Genomic DNA, 19,157 nt, shown 5'->3' on the forward strand with positions numbered 1-19,157 from the left:
CCTCCTACGCACCCGCCGCTCCGCGCACGTTCCGAAAAACCTACTTGACGACCGGCTAGTTACGCGTCTACTTTCCCCAGTGTAGTCAACTTGCCGGTCGGCAAGTAAGTGAGCGGACGAGCAGCGGTGGCTGGGGGAGCGGGAGCGATGGCGGACATACCGGAGACGACGGGCAAGCAGCCCAGGAGCGTGCGGGTGGTCCTGCTCGCCCTCATGATCGCGATGATGCTCGCGATGCTGGACAACATGATCATCGGCACCGCGATGCCGACCATCGTGGGCGAGCTGGGCGGTCTGGAGCACCTCTCCTGGGTCGTCACCGCCTACACCCTCGCGACCGCGGCCTCCACCCCGCTGTGGGGCAAGCTCGGCGACCTGTACGGGCGCAAGGGCGTCTTCATGACGTCGATCGTGATCTTCCTGATCGGCTCGGCGCTCAGCGGCATGGCCCAGGACATGGGCCAGCTCATCGGCTTCCGCGCCGTCCAGGGCCTCGGCGCCGGCGGTCTGATGGTCGGCGTCATGGCCATCATCGGCGACCTGATCCCGCCCCGGGAGCGCGGCAAGTACCAGGGCATGATGGCCGGCGTCATGGCGCTCGCCATGATCGGCGGACCGCTGGTCGGCGGCACCATCACCGACCACTGGGGCTGGCGCTGGTCCTTCTACATCAACCTGCCGCTCGGCGCGGTCGCGCTGGTCGCCATCAGCGCCGTACTGCACCTGCCGAAGAAGCGCCGCGAGGCGCGGATCGACTATCCGGGTGCCGCGCTGCTCACCGTCGGCATCACCGCGATCGTGCTGGTCACCACCTGGGGCGGCACCGAGTACGCCTGGACCTCCGCGCGGATCATGGAGCTGATCGGCATCGGGGTCGCGTCCCTGGTCGGGTTCGTGTTCTGGCAGACCAGGGCGGCCGAGCCGGTCGTCCCGCTGCACATCTTCCGCAGCCGCAACTTCACGCTGATGTCCCTGATCGGCTTCATCACCGGCTTCGTGATGTTCGGCGCGACCCTCTTCCTGCCGCTGTACCAGCAGGCGGTGCAGGGCGCGTCCGCCACCAACTCCGGGCTGCTGCTCCTGCCGATGCTGGGCGCGATGCTCGTCACATCGATGGTCGCGGGGCGGGTGACGACCAACACCGGCCGGTACAAGGTCTTCCCGATCGCGGGCGGCGCGCTGATGACCGTCGGGCTGTTCCTGCTGTCGCTGATGGACACGGAGACCTCGCGGTTCACGTCCGGGGTGTACATGGCCGTCGTCGGTCTCGGCATGGGCTGCCTGATGCAGATCACCATGCTGGTGGCGCAGAACAGCGTCGAGATGAAGGACATGGGCGTCGCGTCCTCGTCCACCACCCTCTTCCGCACCCTCGGCTCCTCCTTCGGCGTCGCGATCATGGGCGCCCTGTTCAACCACCGGGTCCAGGACGTCATGGCCGAGCGGGCCGGGGCGCTGGGCTCCCGGGTGACCGAGCAGTCGGCGCAGCTGGACGCCGCGAGCCTGGCCAAGCTCCCGGAGGCGACGCGCGAGGCCTACCAGCACGCGGTGTCCTCCGGCAGCCACGGCGCGTTCCTGCTGGGCGCCGCGGTGGCGGTCCTCACGCTGGTCGCGGCGGTCTTCGTGAAGGAGGTGCCGCTGAAGGGCGCGGGCCCGAAGGCGGCACAGGACCCGGCCGACGGGGGCGGCGACGGCCCGGCGCCGGCGAAGGCGCCGGTGACCGGGGCGGTGTGACGGCGAAGGCGCCGGTGACCGGGGCGGTGTGACGGCGAAGGCGGCGGTCCCGTGACCGCCGCCGGTCGGCCCCCTGAGCCCCGCTCGTCCGAGCGCCCCGCCAACACTCGGCCCGGATGTGTTCACGTACGTCGTCGCTGTCAGTGCCCCGTGCCACCATCGGCAGCATGGGCAAATTGCGGCAGTTGCGGCTGGCCAAAGACGCCATGGACCGTGACTGGGCCGACCCGGCGCTCGACCTCGACGCCGTGGCCGCGCACGCCGGGTACTCGCGGTACCACTTCCTGCGCGCCTTCAAGGAGGCGTACGGCGAGACACCCGGCCAGTACCTCACCCGCCGCCGCATCGAGCGCGCCGAGGACATGCTGCGCACCGCCGGTCTGTCCGTGACCGAGAGCTGCCACCTGGTCGGCTTCAGCAGCCTGGGCACCTTCTCCACCCGGTTCAAGGCCCGCACCGGCCTCACCCCGAGCGAGTACCGGACGAAGCACGTGGGCCGGGGGACCGCCCTCATCCCCGGCTGCTACGTCATGCACTGGGCGGGCGGCGTGCGGCGCAATTCCGGAGAAGCGGACTGAGACCCCCGCTGCCTACCGTGGCAGGGCAAGCGGGAACGGCCGCGGACGCGGCGCGGACAACAGGAGCACGCCATGATCAAGGGTCTCGCCATCTCGACCGTCTGGGTCCTCGACCAGGACCGGGCCAAGGCGTTCTACACCGAGAAGCTGGGCCTGGAGGTCCGCACCGATCTGACCATGGGCGAGGGCGGGATGCGCTGGCTCACCGTCGGCTCCCCGAACCAGCCCGACGTCGAACTGACGCTGATGGTCCCGTCCGGCCCCGCGATGGACCCCGAGTCCGCCGAGATGATCGAGAAGCTGGTGGCCAAGGGCGCGCTCGGCGCCGGCGTGCTCACCACCGACGACATCCACGGTGACTACAAGAAGCTCAAGGACCGCGGGGTCGAGTTCCTCCAGGAGCCGCAGGAGCGCCCGTACGGCACGGAGGCCCTCTTCCGCGACGACTCCGGCAACTGGTTCTCCTTCACCCAGCCCCGCGAGGGCGGCCTCGACATGGACCAGGACTTCGCCTGCTGAGCGGGGTCCGTCCGAACGACGCGCTCTAGGACCGGCCGGGGGAGCCGGAGCCGCTGTGGGACCGGTCCGGCAGCATCGGGTAGCTGCCGGTGCTGGTCGGCGCGTGCTCCGGCAGCCACAGCACGGCGACCGCGCCCTCGGCCGGCACGTGCTCCGGCGCCCCGGCGGGCCGCACGTTGCGGAAGGTGAGCCGGGCGCCCAGGACCCGCGCCTGGCCGGCCGCGATGGTCAGGCCCAGCCCGTGTCCGCGGCCCGCCCGGTCCGTGCTGCCGGTGCGGAAGCGGCTCGGGCCCTCGGCGAGGAGGTTCTCGGGGAAACCGGGCCCGTGGTCGCGGACCCGGATCACCCGGCCCTCGACGCTGACCTCGACGGGCGGCCGGCCGTGCCGGGCGGCGTTGGCGAGGAGGTTGAACAGCACGCGCTCCAGGCGGCGGGGGTCGGTGGTGACCTCCGACTCGTGGACCACCCGCACCTCCACGTCCGGGTCCTTGGCCGCCACCCGCCGGGTCACGAAACCGCCCAGCATGATGTCCTGCAGCTCGGCCCGCTCCGAGGCCCCGTCCAGCCGGGCCACCTCCAGGACGTCCTCGACCAGCGTGCGCATCGCCTTCGCCCGGTCCAGCACCAGCTCGGTCGGCCGGCCCGGCGGCAGCAGCTCGGCGGCGGTGAGCAGACCGGTCACCGGGGTGCGCAGCTCGTGCGCGATGTCCGCGGTGACCCGGCGCTCGGCCTCCAGCCGCTTCTGCAGCGCGTCCGCCATCGCGTCCACGGCACTGGCGAGGTCGTCCGTCTCGTCCCGCACGACGCCGCCGATGGCGTCCCGGACCCGCACGTCCGGCTCCCCGCCCGCGACCCGGTGCGCGGCGGTGGCCGCCTTGCGCAGCCGGCGCGACAGCTGGCCGCCGATGAGCACCCCGAGCGCGCTGCCGCCGAGGACGACCGCGATGGACCCGATCACCAGCGCCTGGTCGAGATCCTCGAGGATGTCCGCGCTGCGGTCGGTGAACCCGGAGTGCAGCGACATCACGTGCCCGTCCTTGAGCGGCACGGCGGCCCAGATGTCCGTCACGCCGTCCGGCCGCTCCGAGACGTACGTGGCCCGCCGCCCGTCCTCGACCTTCCTCCGCAGCTCGGCCGGCAGCTCGGGGTCGTCGATCTGGGCGTTCGGGAAGTTCAGCCGCCCGGACAGCTCGTAGTTGCGCTGCGCGATCAGCACCCGGTCGTCCGCCAGGTCGCGCGCGTTGTCCAGCATCGACACCCGGGCCGCGTTGTGCACGACCAGGCTCAGCGCGACCGCCACCAGCGCGCCGACCAGCGCGATGGCCGCGCTGAGCTTCCAGCGCAGCCCGGTCCGGATGCTCAGCCGCGCACGGATGCCCGGTCTCGTGAACCCCCGCATCGTCCCTGTGTCCCCGCTCAGGCCTTCAACTTGTAGCCGAAGCCGCGGACCGTCTCGATCCGGTCCTGGCCGATCTTGGAGCGCAGCCGCTGCACATGGACGTCGACGACCCGCGTGTCGCCGCCCCAGCCGTAGTCCCACACCCGTTCCAGCAGCTTGTCGCGCGAGAGCACGGTCCCCGGCGCGGAGGAGAACTCCAGGAGCAGCCGCATCTCGGTCGGGGTGAGCGCCACCGGCTGCCCGGCCCGGCGCACCTCCATGCCGTCGGTGTCCACCTCCAGCTCGCCGAAGGTGAGCGGCCCGCCGGTGCCGGCGCCCCCCTGGTCGTCCGCCCGGGCACCCCCGCCGGCGTGCCCGAAGCGGCGCAGCACGGCGCGGATGCGGGCCACCAGCACGGCACCGTCGAACGGCTTGGTCACGTAGTCGTCGGCACCGGCCTCCAGGCCCAGCACCACGTCGATGGAGTCCGCCCGCGCCGACAGCATGATCACCGGCACGGTGGACTCGTCCCGGATCCGGCGGCACAGGCTGACGCCGTCGAGGCCGGGGACCATGACGTCCAGGAGCGCGATGTCGGGCCGGTCGGCGCGGAACGCCTCCAGCCCCGACAGCCCGTCGGGCATCGCGGTGACCGCGAAGCCGTCCCGCTCCAGGGCGAGCTGCGTGGCCTCGCGGATGACGTCGTCGTCCTCGACGAACAGGACGTGGGTCTGGTCTGCCATCCCGGTGCTCTCAGTCCTCGTTGTGATGGTCGGGTGCGGTCGCCGGCGCGGGTGCGGTCACTCGGGCAGACGCCGGTCGCGCGCACCGCGTTCACCCGGTCATCGGTCCGGACGGCCCGATCGGTTCATCCGCGGGCGCGTCGGCCGTCGGGCGCGTCGGCCGTAGGGTGCGTCAGCCGTCGGGTTCCGGGGCCGGGGTCGGCGCCTCGCCGACCGCGTTGCTGTAGTCGTTGTGGACGCGGTACTCCTCGGTGAACCGGCCCGACGCCCAGCGGTAGGTGATCACGGTCTGGCTGGACGGGCCCGACACCGGGTCGCCCTTCTCGTACACCTGCTTGCTCACCACCAGATCGCCGCGGTCGATCTCCGCGTAGACCGGGGGCTCCTCGGCCTGGAACACGTTCTGGTACGCGCCGCCCTCCTCGCGGTACACGTAGCTGCCCACGCCGACCCCGTCGCCGCAGGTCAGCACGTTGACGACGACGTCCTCCGACGAGCCCGAGGTCAGTTTCCCGTACGACACGTCGACGGGGTACTGGTCGGCGACGCACGGCTTCAGCTCGCGCTTGACCTCCGCCGAGACCCGGGGGTCGGCCTTCACCAGCCGGACCGCGTCCACCCGGTCGGGAACCTTCGAGGGGGCGGCGGCCGCGGGCGAGGAGGACGCGGCGGGACCCACCGCCTCCGCGTGGGCCGGCCCCTCGTCCCGGGCGCCGGTGCCGCCGGCCGCGCAGCCGGAGAGGGAAACGCCGAGGGCGACGAACACGGCCACCGCCGTACTCGTCGCCTGCGTGCCCCGCCGGGGTTCCCCGGGGGTCCGACCGTCGGTCAGGCCGCGCAACGCTCCCGCTCCTCACGCTCCAGCGCCCGCGCGTCCAGATCGCGGGCGACCAGCTCCTCACGGAGCCGGGCGAGCGCCCGGTGCAGCGTGCTCTTGACCGTCCCGGCCGACATGCCGAGGGCCGCGGCCGTCTCCTCCGTCGACATCTGCTCCCAGTGTCGCAGCACCACGACGCTGCGCTGCTTCGGGGCGAGCACCTTCATGACGTCCATCAGCAGGGCGCGGTCCGCGTGCTGCTCGGTGGAGTCGTCCACGCAGGACTCCGGGAGCTGCTCGGTCGGCACTTCCTCCAGCTTGCGGGCCCGCCACCACTCGGTGCGCGTGTTGATCATCACCCGGCGCAGGTAGGCGTCCGCGAGCCGCTTGTCCTCGATGGTGGACCAGCGGCGGTACGTCCGGGCCAGCGCGGTCTGGAGCAGGTCCTGGGCGTCGACGGGGTCCGGGACCAGGCGCCGGGCGCTGCGCAGCAGCGCGTCCTGCCGGGTGCGGACGTACTCCTCGAACTCGAGCACCTCGCCCATGTCAACCGCCTTCCGATCCCCGTCGCCCCGACGGCCTGGTCGCCGTCGGCCCACTGCGTGTGGTCCCTGGTCCCGCGGTGTCCGCGGGGCATGGAAACGAAGGTAGGGAAGCGTTGTCACGGCGCTGTGCGAAGCAGCCTGCGGCGAAGGCTCGGCTGTCCGTCGGTTGTGTAACGGAAGCAGGAAAGGGGCAAAACGGTCGGGCACTTGAGAGGGGTAACGGGTGATTCGCCCGGCGGTACCGCTGTCGCGACGCCGCCCGCCTAGTGACGTACCCCTGTCACGCGGCTGTACGTCAGCCCAGCGGCAGCCGGTACAGGCCGTCCGCCAGCGGCTCCACCAGACCGTCGGCGACGAGGCCGTCCAGGGCGCGGGCCCGCTGGACCGGTTCGTGCCACACCTGGTCGAGGGCCGCCTGCGGGACCGGTCCCGGTGCCTCCCGCAGCACCGCGAGCAGCCGGCCGCGCACCTGCCGGTCGGTACCCGCGTACGTCTGGCCGCGGCGCGGCGGCCCGTCGTGCGCGGGCTTGCCGGCCAGCCGCCAGGCGCACTGGCCGGCGATCGGGCAGCGGTGGCACGACTCGTTCTTCGCCGTGCACACCAGCGCGCCGAGTTCCATGGAGGCCGCGGCCCAGCGGGCGGCGACCGCCTCGTCCTCCGGCAGCAGCGCCCGCGCCAGCTTCCGCTCGGCGGCGGTGGTGGCGTTCGGCGGGTACTGCGTACCGCCGACCGCGCGGGCGAACACGCGTCGGACGTTGGTGTCCAGTACGGCGTGCCGCTGGCCATAGGCGAACGAGGCGACCGCGGCGGCCGTGTACTCGCCGATGCCGGGCAGCGCCAGCAACTGCGCGTGGTCCGCCGGTACGTCGCCGCCGTGCCGTTCCGTTATGGCCGCGGCGGCGCCGTGCAGCCGCAGGGCCCGGCGCGGGTAACCGAGCCGGCCCCAGGCGCGGACGGCCTCGCCGGGTGCCTCCGCGGCGAGGTCGGCGGGGCGCGGCCAGCGGGCGAGCCACTGCTCGTAGACGGGCAGGACGCGGCTCACCGGCGTCTGCTGGAGCATGAACTCACTGACCATCACGCCCCACGCCCCGGCCTCCGGGCGCCGCCACGGAAGGTCGCGGGCGTGCTCGTCGAACCAGTCGATGACGGGAGCGTGCAGCGCCGCCCCGCCCGCCTCCCGCTCGCCCCCCGGACGGGCGCCGGAGCGGTCAGCGGCGGCCGCGGCTACGCCGTCGGACAGGGGCCCACCGGCGAGGTCGGGCGCGAGGGCATCCGCCGTACCGGACGCGGGGGCATCCGCCGTACCGGGCGCGGTGGTGCCCTCCGGGCCGGAGGAAGGACCGTCCGCCGGGCGGGGGACGGTGCTGTCCGCCGGGCCGGAGGCCGGGGCGGCGGGATCGGAGGGGCCTTGATGCGAGGGCTTCGTGGGCGCAGTCATGACCCTCCGATCCTGCCACGGGAGGACCACCCCGGGGGCGCACCGCCACCCGGTGGCGGCCACCGCACCTGACGATCGGCAGGGGCGCCGCCCCGCCGCCCGCTTGTAGCGTCGGCCCCATGAACGCACCCCTCCCGGCCGACGACGCCGGGCCACCCGGCGACGGGCCCGTCCGTCGGGAAGGCGGCGGGCCTGTCCGTCGGGAAGGCGACGGGCTGGTCCGCGAGGAAGGCGGCGGCCCTGTCCGTCGGGGAGGCGGCGGGTTGGTCCGCGAGGAAGGCGGCGGCCCTGTCCGTCGGGGAGGCGGCGGGTTGGTCCGCGAGGAAGGCGGCGGCCCTGTCCGTCAGGAAGGCGACCGGCCCGTCCGCCACGAAGGCGACCGGCCCCGCCGCCTGGCCCCGCTCGGCAGGGGCGTCCTCCTGTGGGCCGGGCTCGCCCTCCCCGCCGTCACCGCGGACCGGCTCGGCATGAACGAGCCGCGTTCCGTCTGGCAGCAGCTGGCCGGGCTGGGCGTACTCGCCGTGGCCGTCGCGCTGTCCCGGCGGCAGCCGCTCACCGCGTTCGCGCTGACGGCGGCCCTCGGCCTGGCCGCCGCCCCGGCGCTGTTCAGCGTCTCCTACGGCCCCGCCCTCGGCGTACTCGCCCTGCTGCTGGGCCTGCGCGCCGGCCGGCCGCGCCCCGCGGTGGCCGCCTTCGCCGGCGTCGCCGTCGTCGGCACGGCGCGGATCGCGCTGGTCGGGGTGGACCCGCCCCCGGAGTGGCTGGTCCTGACGGGCACGCTGCTCTTCGGCTGCGTCTTCCCCTGGCTCTGCGGACGCTACTGGCGGCAGAGCCGCGCGCTCGCCGAGGCCGGCTGGCTCAGGGCGGCCCGGCTGGAGGACGAACAGCGGCACGCCGAGGAACGGGCCCGGCTGCGCGAGCGCGCCAGGATCGCCCAGGACATGCACGACTCCCTCGGCCACGAACTGAGCCTGCTCGCCCTGCGCGCCGGCGCCCTCCAGGTCGCCCCCGGCCTCGCGGCCGGGCACCGCGCCGCCGCGGCGGACCTGCGGGCCGCGGCCGCCGACGCCACCGACCACCTGCACCGCATCATCGGCGTCCTGCGCGAGGTGTCCGTCCACGACGAGCCCGCCCCGCTGACCCCGGCGGGGGAGAGCATGCAGGAACTCGTCGCCCGCGCCGCCGAGTCCGGGCTCCCCGTCCGCTGGGAGCCGCAGGGCGCGGCCACCCCGGACCCCGACCCCGGCGGTGTCACCGGACGCCTGCTGCACCGGATCGTGCGCGAGGCGCTGACCAACGCGGCCCGGCACGCGCCGGGCGCCCCCGTCGTCGTGGCCGTCGCCGGGCACGCCCGCGGGACCACGGTCACCGTCACCAACGGACCGGCCGCCGAGGAGCCCTCCGCGTCCTCGGGCGGTTCGGGCCTGCTCGGGCTGCGCGCCGCCGTCACCTCGGTCGGCGGCGACTTCCGGGCCGGGCCGCACGCGGACGGGTTCCGCGTCCGGGCGCACGTCCCGGCGCAGCAGGCCCCGGCCGTCCCCGCCCCCTCACCCACCCCCGCCTCCTCACCCACCCCCGCGGCGCCCTTCGCCCACGCCCGCCGACGCGTCGCCCTCGGCCTCGGGGCCGCCGCCGGCGCGGGCGTCGCCCTGGTCGGCGCGGCCTTCGGGTGGTACGCGTACACCGAGGGGCGCTCGGTGCTCACGCCGAGCGCGTACGCGAAGCTGCGCCCCGGAGCGCCGTACGACGAGGTCGCGCGCGTCCTGCCGGACCGCGAGACCCGCGACCCGCCCACCGAGCGCGCGCCCGCGCCCGAACCGGCGGGCGCCGACTGCCGCTACTACCGGGCGAGCGGCGAACTCCTCGTCTCCGTCGACCACTTCCGCCTCTGCTTCGACGAGCGGGGCCGGCTGCTCGCCAAGGACGTCGTCCCCGGCATCGGCACCCCCGCCGAGCGACGCACGGAACGCGACACACAGGACGCGCCCGACGCCCACCACACGTACGACGTACACGACGAACACGAGGAGCCCGCACGGTGATCCGGGTACTGCTGGCCGACGACGAGGCGATGGTGCGGGCCGGCGTGCGCGCCATCCTGGCGAGCGGCGGCGAGAGCGAGGTCGTCGCCGAGGCGGGCGACGGACGCGAGGCGGTCGAACTGGTCCGGGCCCACCGCCCCGACGTGGCCCTGCTGGACATCCGCATGCCCCGCCTGGACGGCCTCACCGCCGCCGAGGAGATCGTGCGGAACGTTCCCGGCACGGCCGTCGCGATGCTGACCACCTTCTCCGAACAGGCTTACGTCGCCCGCGCCCTGACCGCCGGCGCCACCGGCTTCCTGCTCAAGTCCGGCGACCCCTACGAACTGATGGCGGGCGTACGGGCCGTGGCCGAGGGCGCCGCCTTCCTGTCCCCGAAGGTCGCCCGGTACGTCGTCGAGGACCTCGGCAGGGGCCAGGGCGGCGGCCGGCTCGCCCGCGAGGAACGGGCACGCGCGCGCGTGGCCCGCCTCAGCCCCCGTGAGCGCGAGGTCCTCGGCCTCGTCGGCGCCGGCCTGTCCAACCCCGAGATCGCCGCCCGGCTGCACCTGGTCGAGGGCACGGTCAAGGCGTACGTGAGCGCGGTCCTGGACCGGCTGGAGGTGCGCAACCGGGTCCAGGCCGCGATCGTCGCGTACGAGGCGGGGCTGGTCGGGACGGACGGCTGAGGCGTCTCAACGGGCCCGGTGCGAGGCGGCGTACGCGGCGGCGGCCGGTCCCGGCCCCGTCAGCCACCGCACCGCCGGCGCCGACGACGCGCGCAGCGCCGTGGCCAGCCGGACCACCGGGCGCCTGCCCAGGCGTACGGCCGCGGCGGCGACGACCGCGCCGAGCAGCAGCCCGGCGACGACGTCGTGCGGGTAGTGGACGCCGACGAAGACGCGGGAGAAGGCCATCAGCAGCGCCAGCGGAGCGGTCAGCCAGACCAGCGCCCGCCGGACCAGGACCAGCGTGAGGGCCGAGGCGCCCGCTATCGTCGCGTGGTTGCTCGGGAAGGACCAGTCACCGGTCGGTGGACACTCGGCCAGGGAGGGCACGGCCCCGGCGACCGCCCGGCACGGACGTTCCTCGGTGACACCGGACTTGAGCAGTTCACTGCACACGTACGCCACAGCCGTGGCCACGGGTGCGAGGACCGCGATCGCGAACGCGTGGGTGCTGCCCCGGCGCGACCGCCACCAGGCGGCGACGAACAGGGCGCCGAACACCAGGATGCCCGCCTCCGTCCCCACCTCCGCCGTGTGTTGTACCCATGCAGGGGTGTCGTGGGCGAAGCCCGTGATGTCGCGGTAGAGCGCGTCGTCCTCGAAGGTCATGCTCACGGACGGTAGGCGGCGGCCCGATCCGGTCACACCCTGCGATCGACACGTCCCGGACCCGACGATCGGCAGGGGTCCCGAAGCGATCTCCGGAATGATGATCCGTAAAAGTTGCCGCCTCGAACGGCGGGTGGGACAGGTGAACGCGCCGATCTCTCGTACAGTTTGCGCCGTGGGATCTCTGCGCAATCCGGTCGGGCCGCTTCCCTCCTCCATCTACTGGCGACGGAGGGCCGTACTGCTGTCCCTGCTCGCCCTGTTGGCGCTGCTGATCACGTGGATCGTGGTCTCCGGCGGCGGTGGCGGCGGCAAGGACCGGGAGGACGGCGCCGACGGCAAGAACCCGGCGCCTTCCATCACTCCCGGGCCTTCCGGTTCCGGGCCTGCGATCAGCCAGGCGCCGGGCGGGCGCGACGAGTCGGGGAGCGGGAACTCCGGTGGCTCAGGCTCCGGTTCGGGCTCCGGTTCGGGTTCCGGGAGCGGGGACGGCTCCGGCGACGGTTCCGGTTCGGGGTCCGGCGGCGGTGGGACCGGCGGTGACGGCTCCGGGGAGGCGGGCGCGTCCGGCGGCGGCTCCGCGGGCGGTGCGGCGACCGGCGTCGGCGCGGGCGACGCGCTGCCGGGCGGGTCGGCGCTGCCCAACTGCACGCCGGGAGCGGTGAAGTTGAGCCTGCGCAGCGTCCGCAACACCTACACGCCCGGTCAGACTCCCACCTTCGAACTGACCGCGCGCAACACCTCCGGCGCCGACTGCAAGATCGACCTCGGGCCGAAGCACGCGGTGCTGACCATCACGCCGGCCGAGGGCGACGACGCGTACTGGTCCTCCGACGACTGCGTCAAGGGCTCGGGGAGCCTGCGGTACCGGGTGGCCGCGGGCAGCGGCATCGCCTACACCGTGAAGTGGGACCGGGAGCCGAGCGCCCCCGAGTGCGGGACGCCCCCGGCCGGGTCGGCCAGGGCGGGGACGTACCTGGTGGAGGCGAAGGCCGACGGCTTCACGAAGGTACGCACGTCCTTCGTCCTGAAGAACGACTGACCCGGGGCGCCCGGCCCGGGGCGCCCGGCCCGGGGCGCCCGGCCCGGGGCGCCTCCGGCTGAGGGCGACTGGCCTGGAGGCACCCGGCGTCCGGCGCCCGCGTCGCTCAGACGTAGCGCTCCAGGATCGACGACTCCGCGAGCCGCGACAGCCCCTCCCGGACACTGCGCGCCCGTGCCTCGCCGACGCCGTCCACCGTCTGGAGGTCGTCCACGCTCGCGGCGAGCAGCTTCTGCAGTCCGCCGAAGTGCTCCACCAGCCGGTCGATGATCGCGCCGGGCAGCCGCGGCACCTTCGCCAGCAGCCGGAACCCGCGCGGCGACACCGCCGAGTCCAGCGTCTCCGGAGAGCCGGTGTAGCCCAGCGCCCGCGCCACCGTGGACAGTTCGAGCAGCTCGGCGTGGCTGAGCTTGTCCAGCTCGGCGAGCGCCTCGTCGACCGTGCGGGAGCGCTTCGCGGTCGGCTCGGGCACGTAGTCCCGCACCACCAGCTCCCGCTCCGGCTCCACACCGGCGATCAACTCGTCCAGCTGGAGCGCCAGCAGCCGCCCGTCCGTCCCCAGCTCGACCACGTACTCGGCGATCTCGGTCGCGATCCGGCGCACCATCTCCAGCCGCTGCGCGACCGCGGAGACGTCCCGCACCGTCACCAGGTCCTCGATCTCCAGCGCCGACAGCGTGCCCGCGACCTCGTCCAGCCGCAGCTTGTACCGCTCCAGCGTGGCCAGCGCCTGGTTGGCCCGCGACAGGATCGCCGCGGAGTCCTCCAGGACCCGGCGCTGCCCGTCGACGTACAACGCGATGAGCCGCATCGACTGCGACACGGAGACGACGGGGAACCCGACCTGCTTGCTGACCCGGTCCGCCGTGCGGTGCCGGGTGCCGGTCTCCTCCGTGGGGATCGTCGGGTCCGGGAGGAGCTGCACCCCCGCCCGCAGGATCTTGGACAGGTCCGAGGAGAGCACGATGCCGCCGTCGAGCTTGCACAGCTCGCGCAGCCGGGTCGCGGTGAACTCCACGTCCAGTACGAAGCCGCCCGTGCACATCGACTCGACGGTCTTGTCCGAGCCCAGCACGATCAGGCCACCGGTGTTGCCCCGAAGGACCCGCTCCAGGCCGTCCCGCAGCAGCGTGCCGGGCGCCACGGCGCTCAGCGAGGCGCGCATGAGGCCATCGGCACCGGCACTCCCACCGGACTTTCCGGGAGCTGCTGCCCGGTCGTTGGCTGCCACTGCACTCCTCCGGTCGCAGGTTCTTCAGGCGCTCCCACGTCGCACACTCGGTCGTACGGACGGGCGAGACCAGGGCAAAGTCTACCGGCGGTCCTCGTCCTCCCGTGGGGCCTCTCGCCGACGCGAGCGCGGAAGCACCCGCAGGGCGTCCCCTATGTCCGCGACCTCCACGACCTTCATGCCGTCCGGGACCCTGCCGGGATCGGTCGGTACCAGGGCGTGCGTGAAGCCCAGCCGGTGCGCTTCGGAGAGCCGGCGCTGCACGCCCGTGACCCGTCTCACCTCGCCGGCGAGACCGACCTCCCCGATCGCGACGAGGTTCTTGGGCAGCGGGGTGTCGCTGGCGGCACTGGCCAGCGCGAGCGCGACGGCGAGGTCGGCGGCCGGCTCGGACAGCTTCACGCCCCCGACCGTCGCGGAGTAGATGTCCCTTTTGCCCAGGGCGCTGATCCGTCCCCGCTGTTCCAGCACGGCCAGCATCATGGACACCCGCGACGTCTCCAGCCCGGACGTCGTACGCCGCGGGGACGGGATCTGCGAGTCGACGGTCAGCGCCTGCACCTCGGCCACCAGCGGCCGGCGTCCCTCCAGGGTGACGGTCAGGCAGGTGCCGGGCACGGGTTCGGCGCGCCGGGTGAGGAACAGCCCACTGGGGTCGGTCAGCCCGGTGATGCCCTCGTCGTGCAGCTCGAAGCAGCCGACCTCGTCGGTCGTGCCGTACCGGTTCTTGACGCCCCGCACGAGCCTCAGCCGGGCGTGCCGGTCGCCCTCGAAGTGCAGCACCACGTCCACGAGGTGCTCCAGCAGCCGTGGCCCGGCGATCGCCCCGTCCTTGGTGACGTGGCCCACGAGGAGCGTGGACATGCCGCGGTCCTTGGAGGCGCGGATCAGGGCGCCCGCCACCTCCCGCACCTGCGCCATGCCGCCGGGGGCGCCGTCGATCTCGGGGGAGGCCACCGTCTGCACGGAGTCGAGGATCAGCAGCGACGGCTTCACGGCGTCCAGATGCCCCAGCACCGCCGCGAGGTCCGTCTCGGCGGCGAGGTAGAGGTGGTCGTCGATCGCCTTGATCCGGTCGGCCCGCAACCGCACCTGGCTCGCCGACTCCTCACCCGTCACGTAGAGCGTCTTGTGCTCCTCACTGGCGGACTTGGCCGCGACGTCCAGCAGCAGCGTGGACTTCCCGACGCCGGGCTCCCCCGCGACGAGCACCACGGCTCCGGGCACGAGTCCGCCGCCGAGCACCCGGTCCAGCTCGGGCACGCCGGTGGAGCGGGCGGTGGCCTGCCGTCCGTCGACCTGCCCGATGGGCAGCGCGGAGCTGGTCACCCGCCCCGGCGCCGTCGTCCGCACCGCGGGCGCGCCGTACTCCTCGACCGTGCCCCAGGCCTGGCATTCGGGGCAGCGGCCGAGCCATTTGGCCGTCTGCCAGCCGCACTCGGTGCAGCGGTAGGACGGCCGTTCCTTGGCGGACTTCGTACGGGCAGCCATGCACGAACCGTAACCGCCCCCACTGACAACGCCGCCGCGGGGCACAGCGGCGCACCCCACCCCGAACGGGTCACCCGCACCCCGCCCCGGCCACGGAACGCCGGCTTCCTGTCCCCTTATGAGGGATCGTTTCACCCGTACGGATTAAAAGGGCCCAATGCGCCAGTTCGCGCCACCCATGGGCCCCTACGGTCGCCGAGTGATGAGGAGCAGTCCGGAAACCACGACCCGCACGACCGGCGCACACCGGGCGCACCGGGAAGCGCGTGATCGCGCAGCGGCGCGCACCCTGGCGCAGCGGCCGCCCGCGCGCTACGACGCGTATCTGGACGGCCTGTTCACGTACTGCCTGTCCGTGCTCTGCGACCACGACGCCGCGACCGCCGCCCTCGGCGACGTCCTCGCGCTCGCCGAGCGCCGCGGCCACCGTGCCCCCGGCCCCGCATCCGAGCGCAGGGCGTGGCTGTACGCGCTGGCCCGCTGGGCCTGCCTGCGCAAGCTGGCCGAGGCCAAGCAGAAACGTCCGAGCAGCCACGCCGCGGGCCGCCCCGCCCCCGGCCGGCAGCGCACCGCGCAGAACGACCCCGCCCATGCCTCCGCCCGGAACCCCGCGCGGCAGCCCACCCACCCGTCACCGCCCGCCCCACGCGACGGAAACACCCCACGCGACGGGAACACCACCCCCGACGGCGCCACCCCGACCGACGAGGACCACCAGCGCCACCGCGGCGAACTCGCCCTCCTCGCCTGGCCGGAGGCCGCCGGCACCACCCCCGAGCAGCGCGAGGCCCTGGAACTCGCCGTGCGCCACCGCCTGGCCGCCCACGAGGTCGCCGCCGTCCTCGGCATGGACCTGGCCGCCACCCGGGAACTGCTCGCCGCCGCCGCCTGCGAGGTCGAACGCACCCGCGCGGCGCTCGCCGTCGCCGAGACCGGAACCTGCCCGGGCGTGGCCCGCCTCACCGGCGACAACCAGTACGTGCTGAGCGCGGCCCTGCGCCGCGAGCTGGTCCGCCACGTCGACGACTGCCCCCGCTGCCGCCGCACCGCCGAGCGGGCCGTCCCCGGCCGCTGGCCCGGCACCAGCGTGACCCCGGCCGAACTGCCGGTCCTGGAAGCCCCCCGCGCGGCGCTGCACATGGCCATGGCGCACGTCCCGCGCGCGCGTGGCGCGGCCCCCCGTTTCGACCGGCGCGGCTTCCCGATGGACCCCAAGGACCACGCGGCCCGGCGGGACCGCCTGCGCGCGCGGGCCGTCACCACGACCGTCGTCGCCACCGTCGTCGCCGCCCCCGTGCTCGCCCTGTGGGCGGCCTACCGCGGCACCCCGGTCGTCGAGGGCGAGGACGGTCGCTCGGCCAGCGCCAGCGAGGCGCACGGTCCCGACGGCCCGGACGGCGAGTCCGCGGGCGGTCACGGCTACGAGCACGCCGGGAACGCGAGCACCGCCCCCGGCCCCCGCTTCGGCAAGAACGGCAAGGCCGACGTCTCGGTCGAGGTCGTCAGCGTCGCCGGAGCCGGCGGGAAGGGCGCGGGCCACCTGGAGGTCACGGCCGGCCACGACGGCGACACCACGCTGGTCACCCTGACCGCGACCGGCGACGCACCGGTGCGCTGGTCCGCGTCCACCAGCGCCTCCTGGCTCTACCTGAGCAGGTCGTCGGGCACCCTGCGCCCCGGCGACACCGTGACGATCAAGGTGTACGTCGACCACCTGCGCGAGCCGTCCGGCCACTGGAGCGCACGGGTGGCCGTCTCGCCCGCGGGCGCCGTCGTCTCGATCGAGGGGTACGGCACCGCGCCCAGCCCGTCCCACCCGGGCCCGCGTCCGAGCCCGCCCGACCACTCCCCGCCCCCGTCCGACCCGGGACCGGACCCGTCCCCGTCGGCCACCCGGCCGCCCGACCCGACCCCCACCGTCGACCCGTCGCCCACGTCCCCCGGCCCGGACCCGACCCCCACGGAGCCGTCCCCGACCGGCGGCACGGGGAGCACGCCACCCCCGCCCGACGACAACGACGACCCGAGCCCCACGACCTCATAGCCCACACAGCCCACGCCCGCCCCGACGAACCGCGTCCACGATCCCGCGCGTCCTCCGAGCCACCCCTGCGAGCCCACGCCGCGCGAGCCGCGTCCGGCACTCCCGCACGTGGCGGCGAACCGGACCCAAGGCGCCCGCACCCGTCGGACCTCGCCCTGCAAGCCCTCGTCCCGCAAGCCCTCGTCCCACAAGCCCGCGCCCTGCAAGCCCGCCCCCGGCGACCCTCGCCCCGCAGGCCCGCCCCGGCGCCCCTCCGCGCCCCGCCCGCAGGACCCGCCCGCAGGACCCGCCCGCAGGACCCGCCCGCCCTCAGCGCGCCGGGTCCGCCGGATGCGGGGCCACCAGGGGCAGCGCCGAGGCCAGCCGCTCCTCGCACAGTTCGACCAGCCGGTCGTACCCCGCCTTGCCCATCAGTTCGATCAGCTCCGGCCGGTAGGACACGTACACCGGGTCGCCCGCGCCGTGCGCCGAGGTCGCCGAGGTGCACCACCAGTGCAGGTCGTGCCCGCCCGGGCCCCAGCCCCGCCGGTCGTACTCACCGATCGACACCTGGAGCACGCGGGTCTCGTCGGGCCGGTCGATCCACTCGTACGTCCGCCGCACCGGGAGCTGCCAGCACACGTCCGGCTTGGTCTCCAGCGGCTCCCGGCCCTCCTTCAGGGCCAGGATGTGCAGCGAGCAACCCGCGCCGCCGGCGAACCCGGGCCGGTTCTGGAAGATGCACGAGCCCTGGAACGGCCGGGTCTGCCGGGAGCCCTCGTCGTCCTGTGAGACCCATCCGTCCCGGGTGCCCTCGGCGTGGTGCTGCCAGATGTCCGGCGTGAGCCTCGCCACGTGCCCGGCGACCCGCTGCTCGTCGTCCTCGTCGGAGAAGTGCGCGCCCAGCGAGCAGCAGCCGTCGTCCGCGCGGCCCGCCTGGATGCCCTGGCAGCCGCTGCCGAAGATGCAGTTCCAGCGAGAGGTCAGCCAGGTCAGATCGCACCGGAAGACCTGCTCGTCGTCCGCCGGATCCGGGAACTCCACCCACGCCCGAGCGAAGTCGAGGCCCTTCTCGTCGCCCGCCGGAGAACCCGCGGCAGCCACCCCGCTCAGCCCGCCTGCGGCGTTCTTCCTGTCCTTCTTGTCCTTCTTGGCCGACTTTTCGTCCTTCGCCTTTTTCGTCTTTGGCACGGCTCCAGGGTAAGTCGCCCGAGCGGGAGGAGGGCACCGCCGCACTCCCCGCTGGCAGTAGCGTTCCGTCCATGAGACTCGGTGTCCTCGACGTGGGTTCGAACACGGTGCATCTGCTGGTGGTGGACGCGCACCCCGGCGCCCGCCCCCTGCCCGCCCACTCGCACAAGGCGGACCTGCGCCTGGCCCAGCTCCTCGACGAGGACGGCGCGATCGGCCCCGACGGCGTCGACCGGCTGGTCGCCGTCGTCCGCGACGCCCTCCAGGCCGCCGAGGACAAGGGCGTCGAGGACCTCCTGCCGTTCGCCACCTCCGCCGTGCGCGAGGCGACCAACGCCGACGACGTCCTCGCGCGCGTGCGCGAGGAGACCGGGGTCGAGCTGGCGGTCCTCAGCGGCGAGGAGGAGGCCCGGCTCACCTTCCTCGCCGTCCGCCGCTGGTTCGGCTGGTCCGCGGGCAAGCTGCTGGTCCTCGACATCGGCGGCGGCTCCCTGGAGATCGCCTACGGCATCGACGAGGAACCCGACACCGCCGCGTCGCTGCCGCTCGGCGCGGGCCGGCTGACCGCCGCCCGGCTGCCCGGCGACCCGCCCGACCCGGACGACGTCAGGGCGCTGCGCCGCCACGTCCGTACGGAGATCGGCCGCACGGTCGGCGAGTTCAGCCGCTTCGGCGCCCCCGACCACGTCGTCGCCACCTCCAAGACCTTCCGGCAGCTGGCCCGCATCGCCGGCGCCGCCCGCTCCGCCGAGGGCCTCTACGTCCAGCGCGAGCTGAAGCGGGCCTCGCTGGAGGCGTGGGTGCCCCGCCTGGCCGCGATGACCACCGCCGAGCGCGCCGAGCTGCCCGGCGTCTCCGAGGGCCGCGCCAATCAGCTCCTGGCCGGCGCCCTGGTCGCCGAGGCCGCGATGGACCTGTTCCGCGTGGAGGCCCTGGAGATCTGCCCCTGGGCCCTGAGGGAGGGCGTGATCCTGCGCCGCCTGGACCACATGGGCCAGGGCTGAGCGGGAACCGCCGCGCACCCGCCGTATGGCGATCACCACAACGGCGAACGGGCACCCGGCGGACA

17 protein-coding genes are annotated in these 19,157 nt (G+C 74.3%); 8 read left to right on the forward strand and 9 right to left on the reverse strand.

Translation table 11 applies throughout. The features are described 5' to 3' along the window. Positions 1-147: 147 nt before the first annotated feature. From ACFIF2_RS14050 to ACFIF2_RS14060, 3 genes are all read left to right on the forward strand, one after another. Positions 148-1,734 carry an MDR family MFS transporter gene (locus ACFIF2_RS14050; protein WP_395572937.1) on the forward strand — a complete coding sequence of 529 codons (1,587 nt, stop codon included), beginning with the start codon at positions 148-150 and terminating at the stop codon, positions 1,732-1,734. A gap of 167 nt (positions 1,735-1,901) precedes the next feature. After that, entirely contained in the window at positions 1,902-2,312 is a 411-nt protein-coding gene (locus tag ACFIF2_RS14055; protein WP_395572938.1) for a helix-turn-helix transcriptional regulator, read from the forward strand. A 72-nt stretch (positions 2,313-2,384) separates the two neighbouring features. Further along, positions 2,385-2,831 (forward strand): VOC family protein, encoded by a 447-nt coding sequence (locus tag ACFIF2_RS14060; protein ID WP_395572939.1) that lies wholly within the window; start codon positions 2,385-2,387, stop codon positions 2,829-2,831. A 25-nt stretch (positions 2,832-2,856) separates the two neighbouring features. Here the strand turns inward: ACFIF2_RS14060 and cseC are convergent, their stop codons facing one another. From cseC to ACFIF2_RS14085, 5 genes are all read right to left on the reverse strand, one after another. Then, entirely contained in the window at positions 2,857-4,359 is a 1,503-nt protein-coding gene (gene cseC, locus ACFIF2_RS14065; protein ID WP_395572974.1) for a two-component system sensor histidine kinase CseC, read from the reverse strand. Then, complete coding sequence (gene cseB, locus ACFIF2_RS14070; protein ID WP_395572940.1) at positions 4,248-4,952, reverse strand: two-component system response regulator CseB; 705 nt, start codon at positions 4,950-4,952, stop codon at positions 4,248-4,250. Before cseB ends, cseC begins: the two co-directional genes overlap by 112 nt. Before the next feature lie 172 nt (positions 4,953-5,124). Continuing rightward, complete coding sequence (locus tag ACFIF2_RS14075) at positions 5,125-5,793, reverse strand: hypothetical protein (RefSeq protein ID WP_395572941.1); 669 nt, start codon at positions 5,791-5,793, stop codon at positions 5,125-5,127. Beyond that, the gene (locus tag ACFIF2_RS14080) at positions 5,781-6,314 is read right to left on the reverse strand and encodes a SigE family RNA polymerase sigma factor (RefSeq protein WP_043371941.1); all 534 of its coding nucleotides are present in this window, start codon (positions 6,312-6,314) and stop codon (positions 5,781-5,783) included. Before ACFIF2_RS14080 ends, ACFIF2_RS14075 begins: the two co-directional genes overlap by 13 nt. 295 nt (positions 6,315-6,609) lie before the next feature. Beyond that, the gene (locus ACFIF2_RS14085; RefSeq protein ID WP_395572942.1) at positions 6,610-7,752 is read right to left on the reverse strand and encodes an A/G-specific adenine glycosylase; all 1,143 of its coding nucleotides are present in this window, start codon (positions 7,750-7,752) and stop codon (positions 6,610-6,612) included. A gap of 311 nt (positions 7,753-8,063) precedes the next feature. Here ACFIF2_RS14085 and ACFIF2_RS14090 point away from each other — a divergent pair, with 311 nt between their 5' ends. Together ACFIF2_RS14090 and ACFIF2_RS14095 are read left to right on the forward strand one after the other, a co-directional pair. Continuing rightward, positions 8,064-9,794, forward strand: coding sequence for a histidine kinase (locus ACFIF2_RS14090; protein ID WP_395572943.1), 1,731 nt, complete (start codon positions 8,064-8,066; stop codon positions 9,792-9,794). Further along, positions 9,791-10,462 (forward strand): response regulator, encoded by a 672-nt coding sequence (locus ACFIF2_RS14095; RefSeq protein WP_395572944.1) that lies wholly within the window; start codon positions 9,791-9,793, stop codon positions 10,460-10,462. Before ACFIF2_RS14090 ends, ACFIF2_RS14095 begins: the two co-directional genes overlap by 4 nt. A 6-nt stretch (positions 10,463-10,468) precedes the next feature. Here the strand turns inward: ACFIF2_RS14095 and ACFIF2_RS14100 are convergent, their stop codons facing one another. Beyond that, positions 10,469-11,110, reverse strand: coding sequence for a phosphatase PAP2 family protein (locus ACFIF2_RS14100; RefSeq protein ID WP_395572945.1), 642 nt, complete (start codon positions 11,108-11,110; stop codon positions 10,469-10,471). A gap of 175 nt (positions 11,111-11,285) precedes the next feature. Between ACFIF2_RS14100 and ACFIF2_RS14105 the strand changes: the two genes are divergently transcribed. After that, positions 11,286-12,152, forward strand: coding sequence for a hypothetical protein (locus ACFIF2_RS14105; protein WP_395572946.1), 867 nt, complete (start codon positions 11,286-11,288; stop codon positions 12,150-12,152). A gap of 106 nt (positions 12,153-12,258) precedes the next feature. Here ACFIF2_RS14105 and disA read toward each other — a convergent pair whose 3' ends face one another. Beyond that, positions 12,259-13,383, reverse strand: a complete 1,125-nt coding sequence (gene disA, locus ACFIF2_RS14110) for a DNA integrity scanning diadenylate cyclase DisA (protein ID WP_029394644.1) — start codon at positions 13,381-13,383, stop codon at positions 12,259-12,261. 81 nt (positions 13,384-13,464) lie between these two features. After that, positions 13,465-14,874 carry a DNA repair protein RadA gene (radA, locus tag ACFIF2_RS14115; RefSeq protein WP_395572947.1) on the reverse strand — a complete coding sequence of 470 codons (1,410 nt, stop codon included), beginning with the start codon at positions 14,872-14,874 and terminating at the stop codon, positions 13,465-13,467. Positions 14,875-15,076: 202 nt separating this feature from the next. Here radA and ACFIF2_RS14120 point away from each other — a divergent pair, with 202 nt between their 5' ends. Continuing rightward, complete coding sequence (locus ACFIF2_RS14120; protein ID WP_395572948.1) at positions 15,077-16,918, forward strand: hypothetical protein; 1,842 nt, start codon at positions 15,077-15,079, stop codon at positions 16,916-16,918. 309 nt (positions 16,919-17,227) lie between these two features. Here the strand turns inward: ACFIF2_RS14120 and ACFIF2_RS14125 are convergent, their stop codons facing one another. Then, positions 17,228-18,088, reverse strand: a complete 861-nt coding sequence (locus ACFIF2_RS14125) for a hypothetical protein (protein WP_395572949.1) — start codon at positions 18,086-18,088, stop codon at positions 17,228-17,230. A 71-nt stretch (positions 18,089-18,159) separates the two neighbouring features. On the opposite strand from ACFIF2_RS14125, the gene ACFIF2_RS14130 reads away from it, so the two are divergent. Then, entirely contained in the window at positions 18,160-19,092 is a 933-nt protein-coding gene (locus ACFIF2_RS14130; protein WP_395572950.1) for a Ppx/GppA family phosphatase, read from the forward strand. Positions 19,093-19,157 lie beyond the last annotated feature (65 nt).

It is taken from the genome of Streptomyces sp. BK79, assembly GCF_044142145.1.
Lineage (GTDB): Bacteria > Actinomycetota > Actinomycetes > Streptomycetales > Streptomycetaceae > Streptomyces.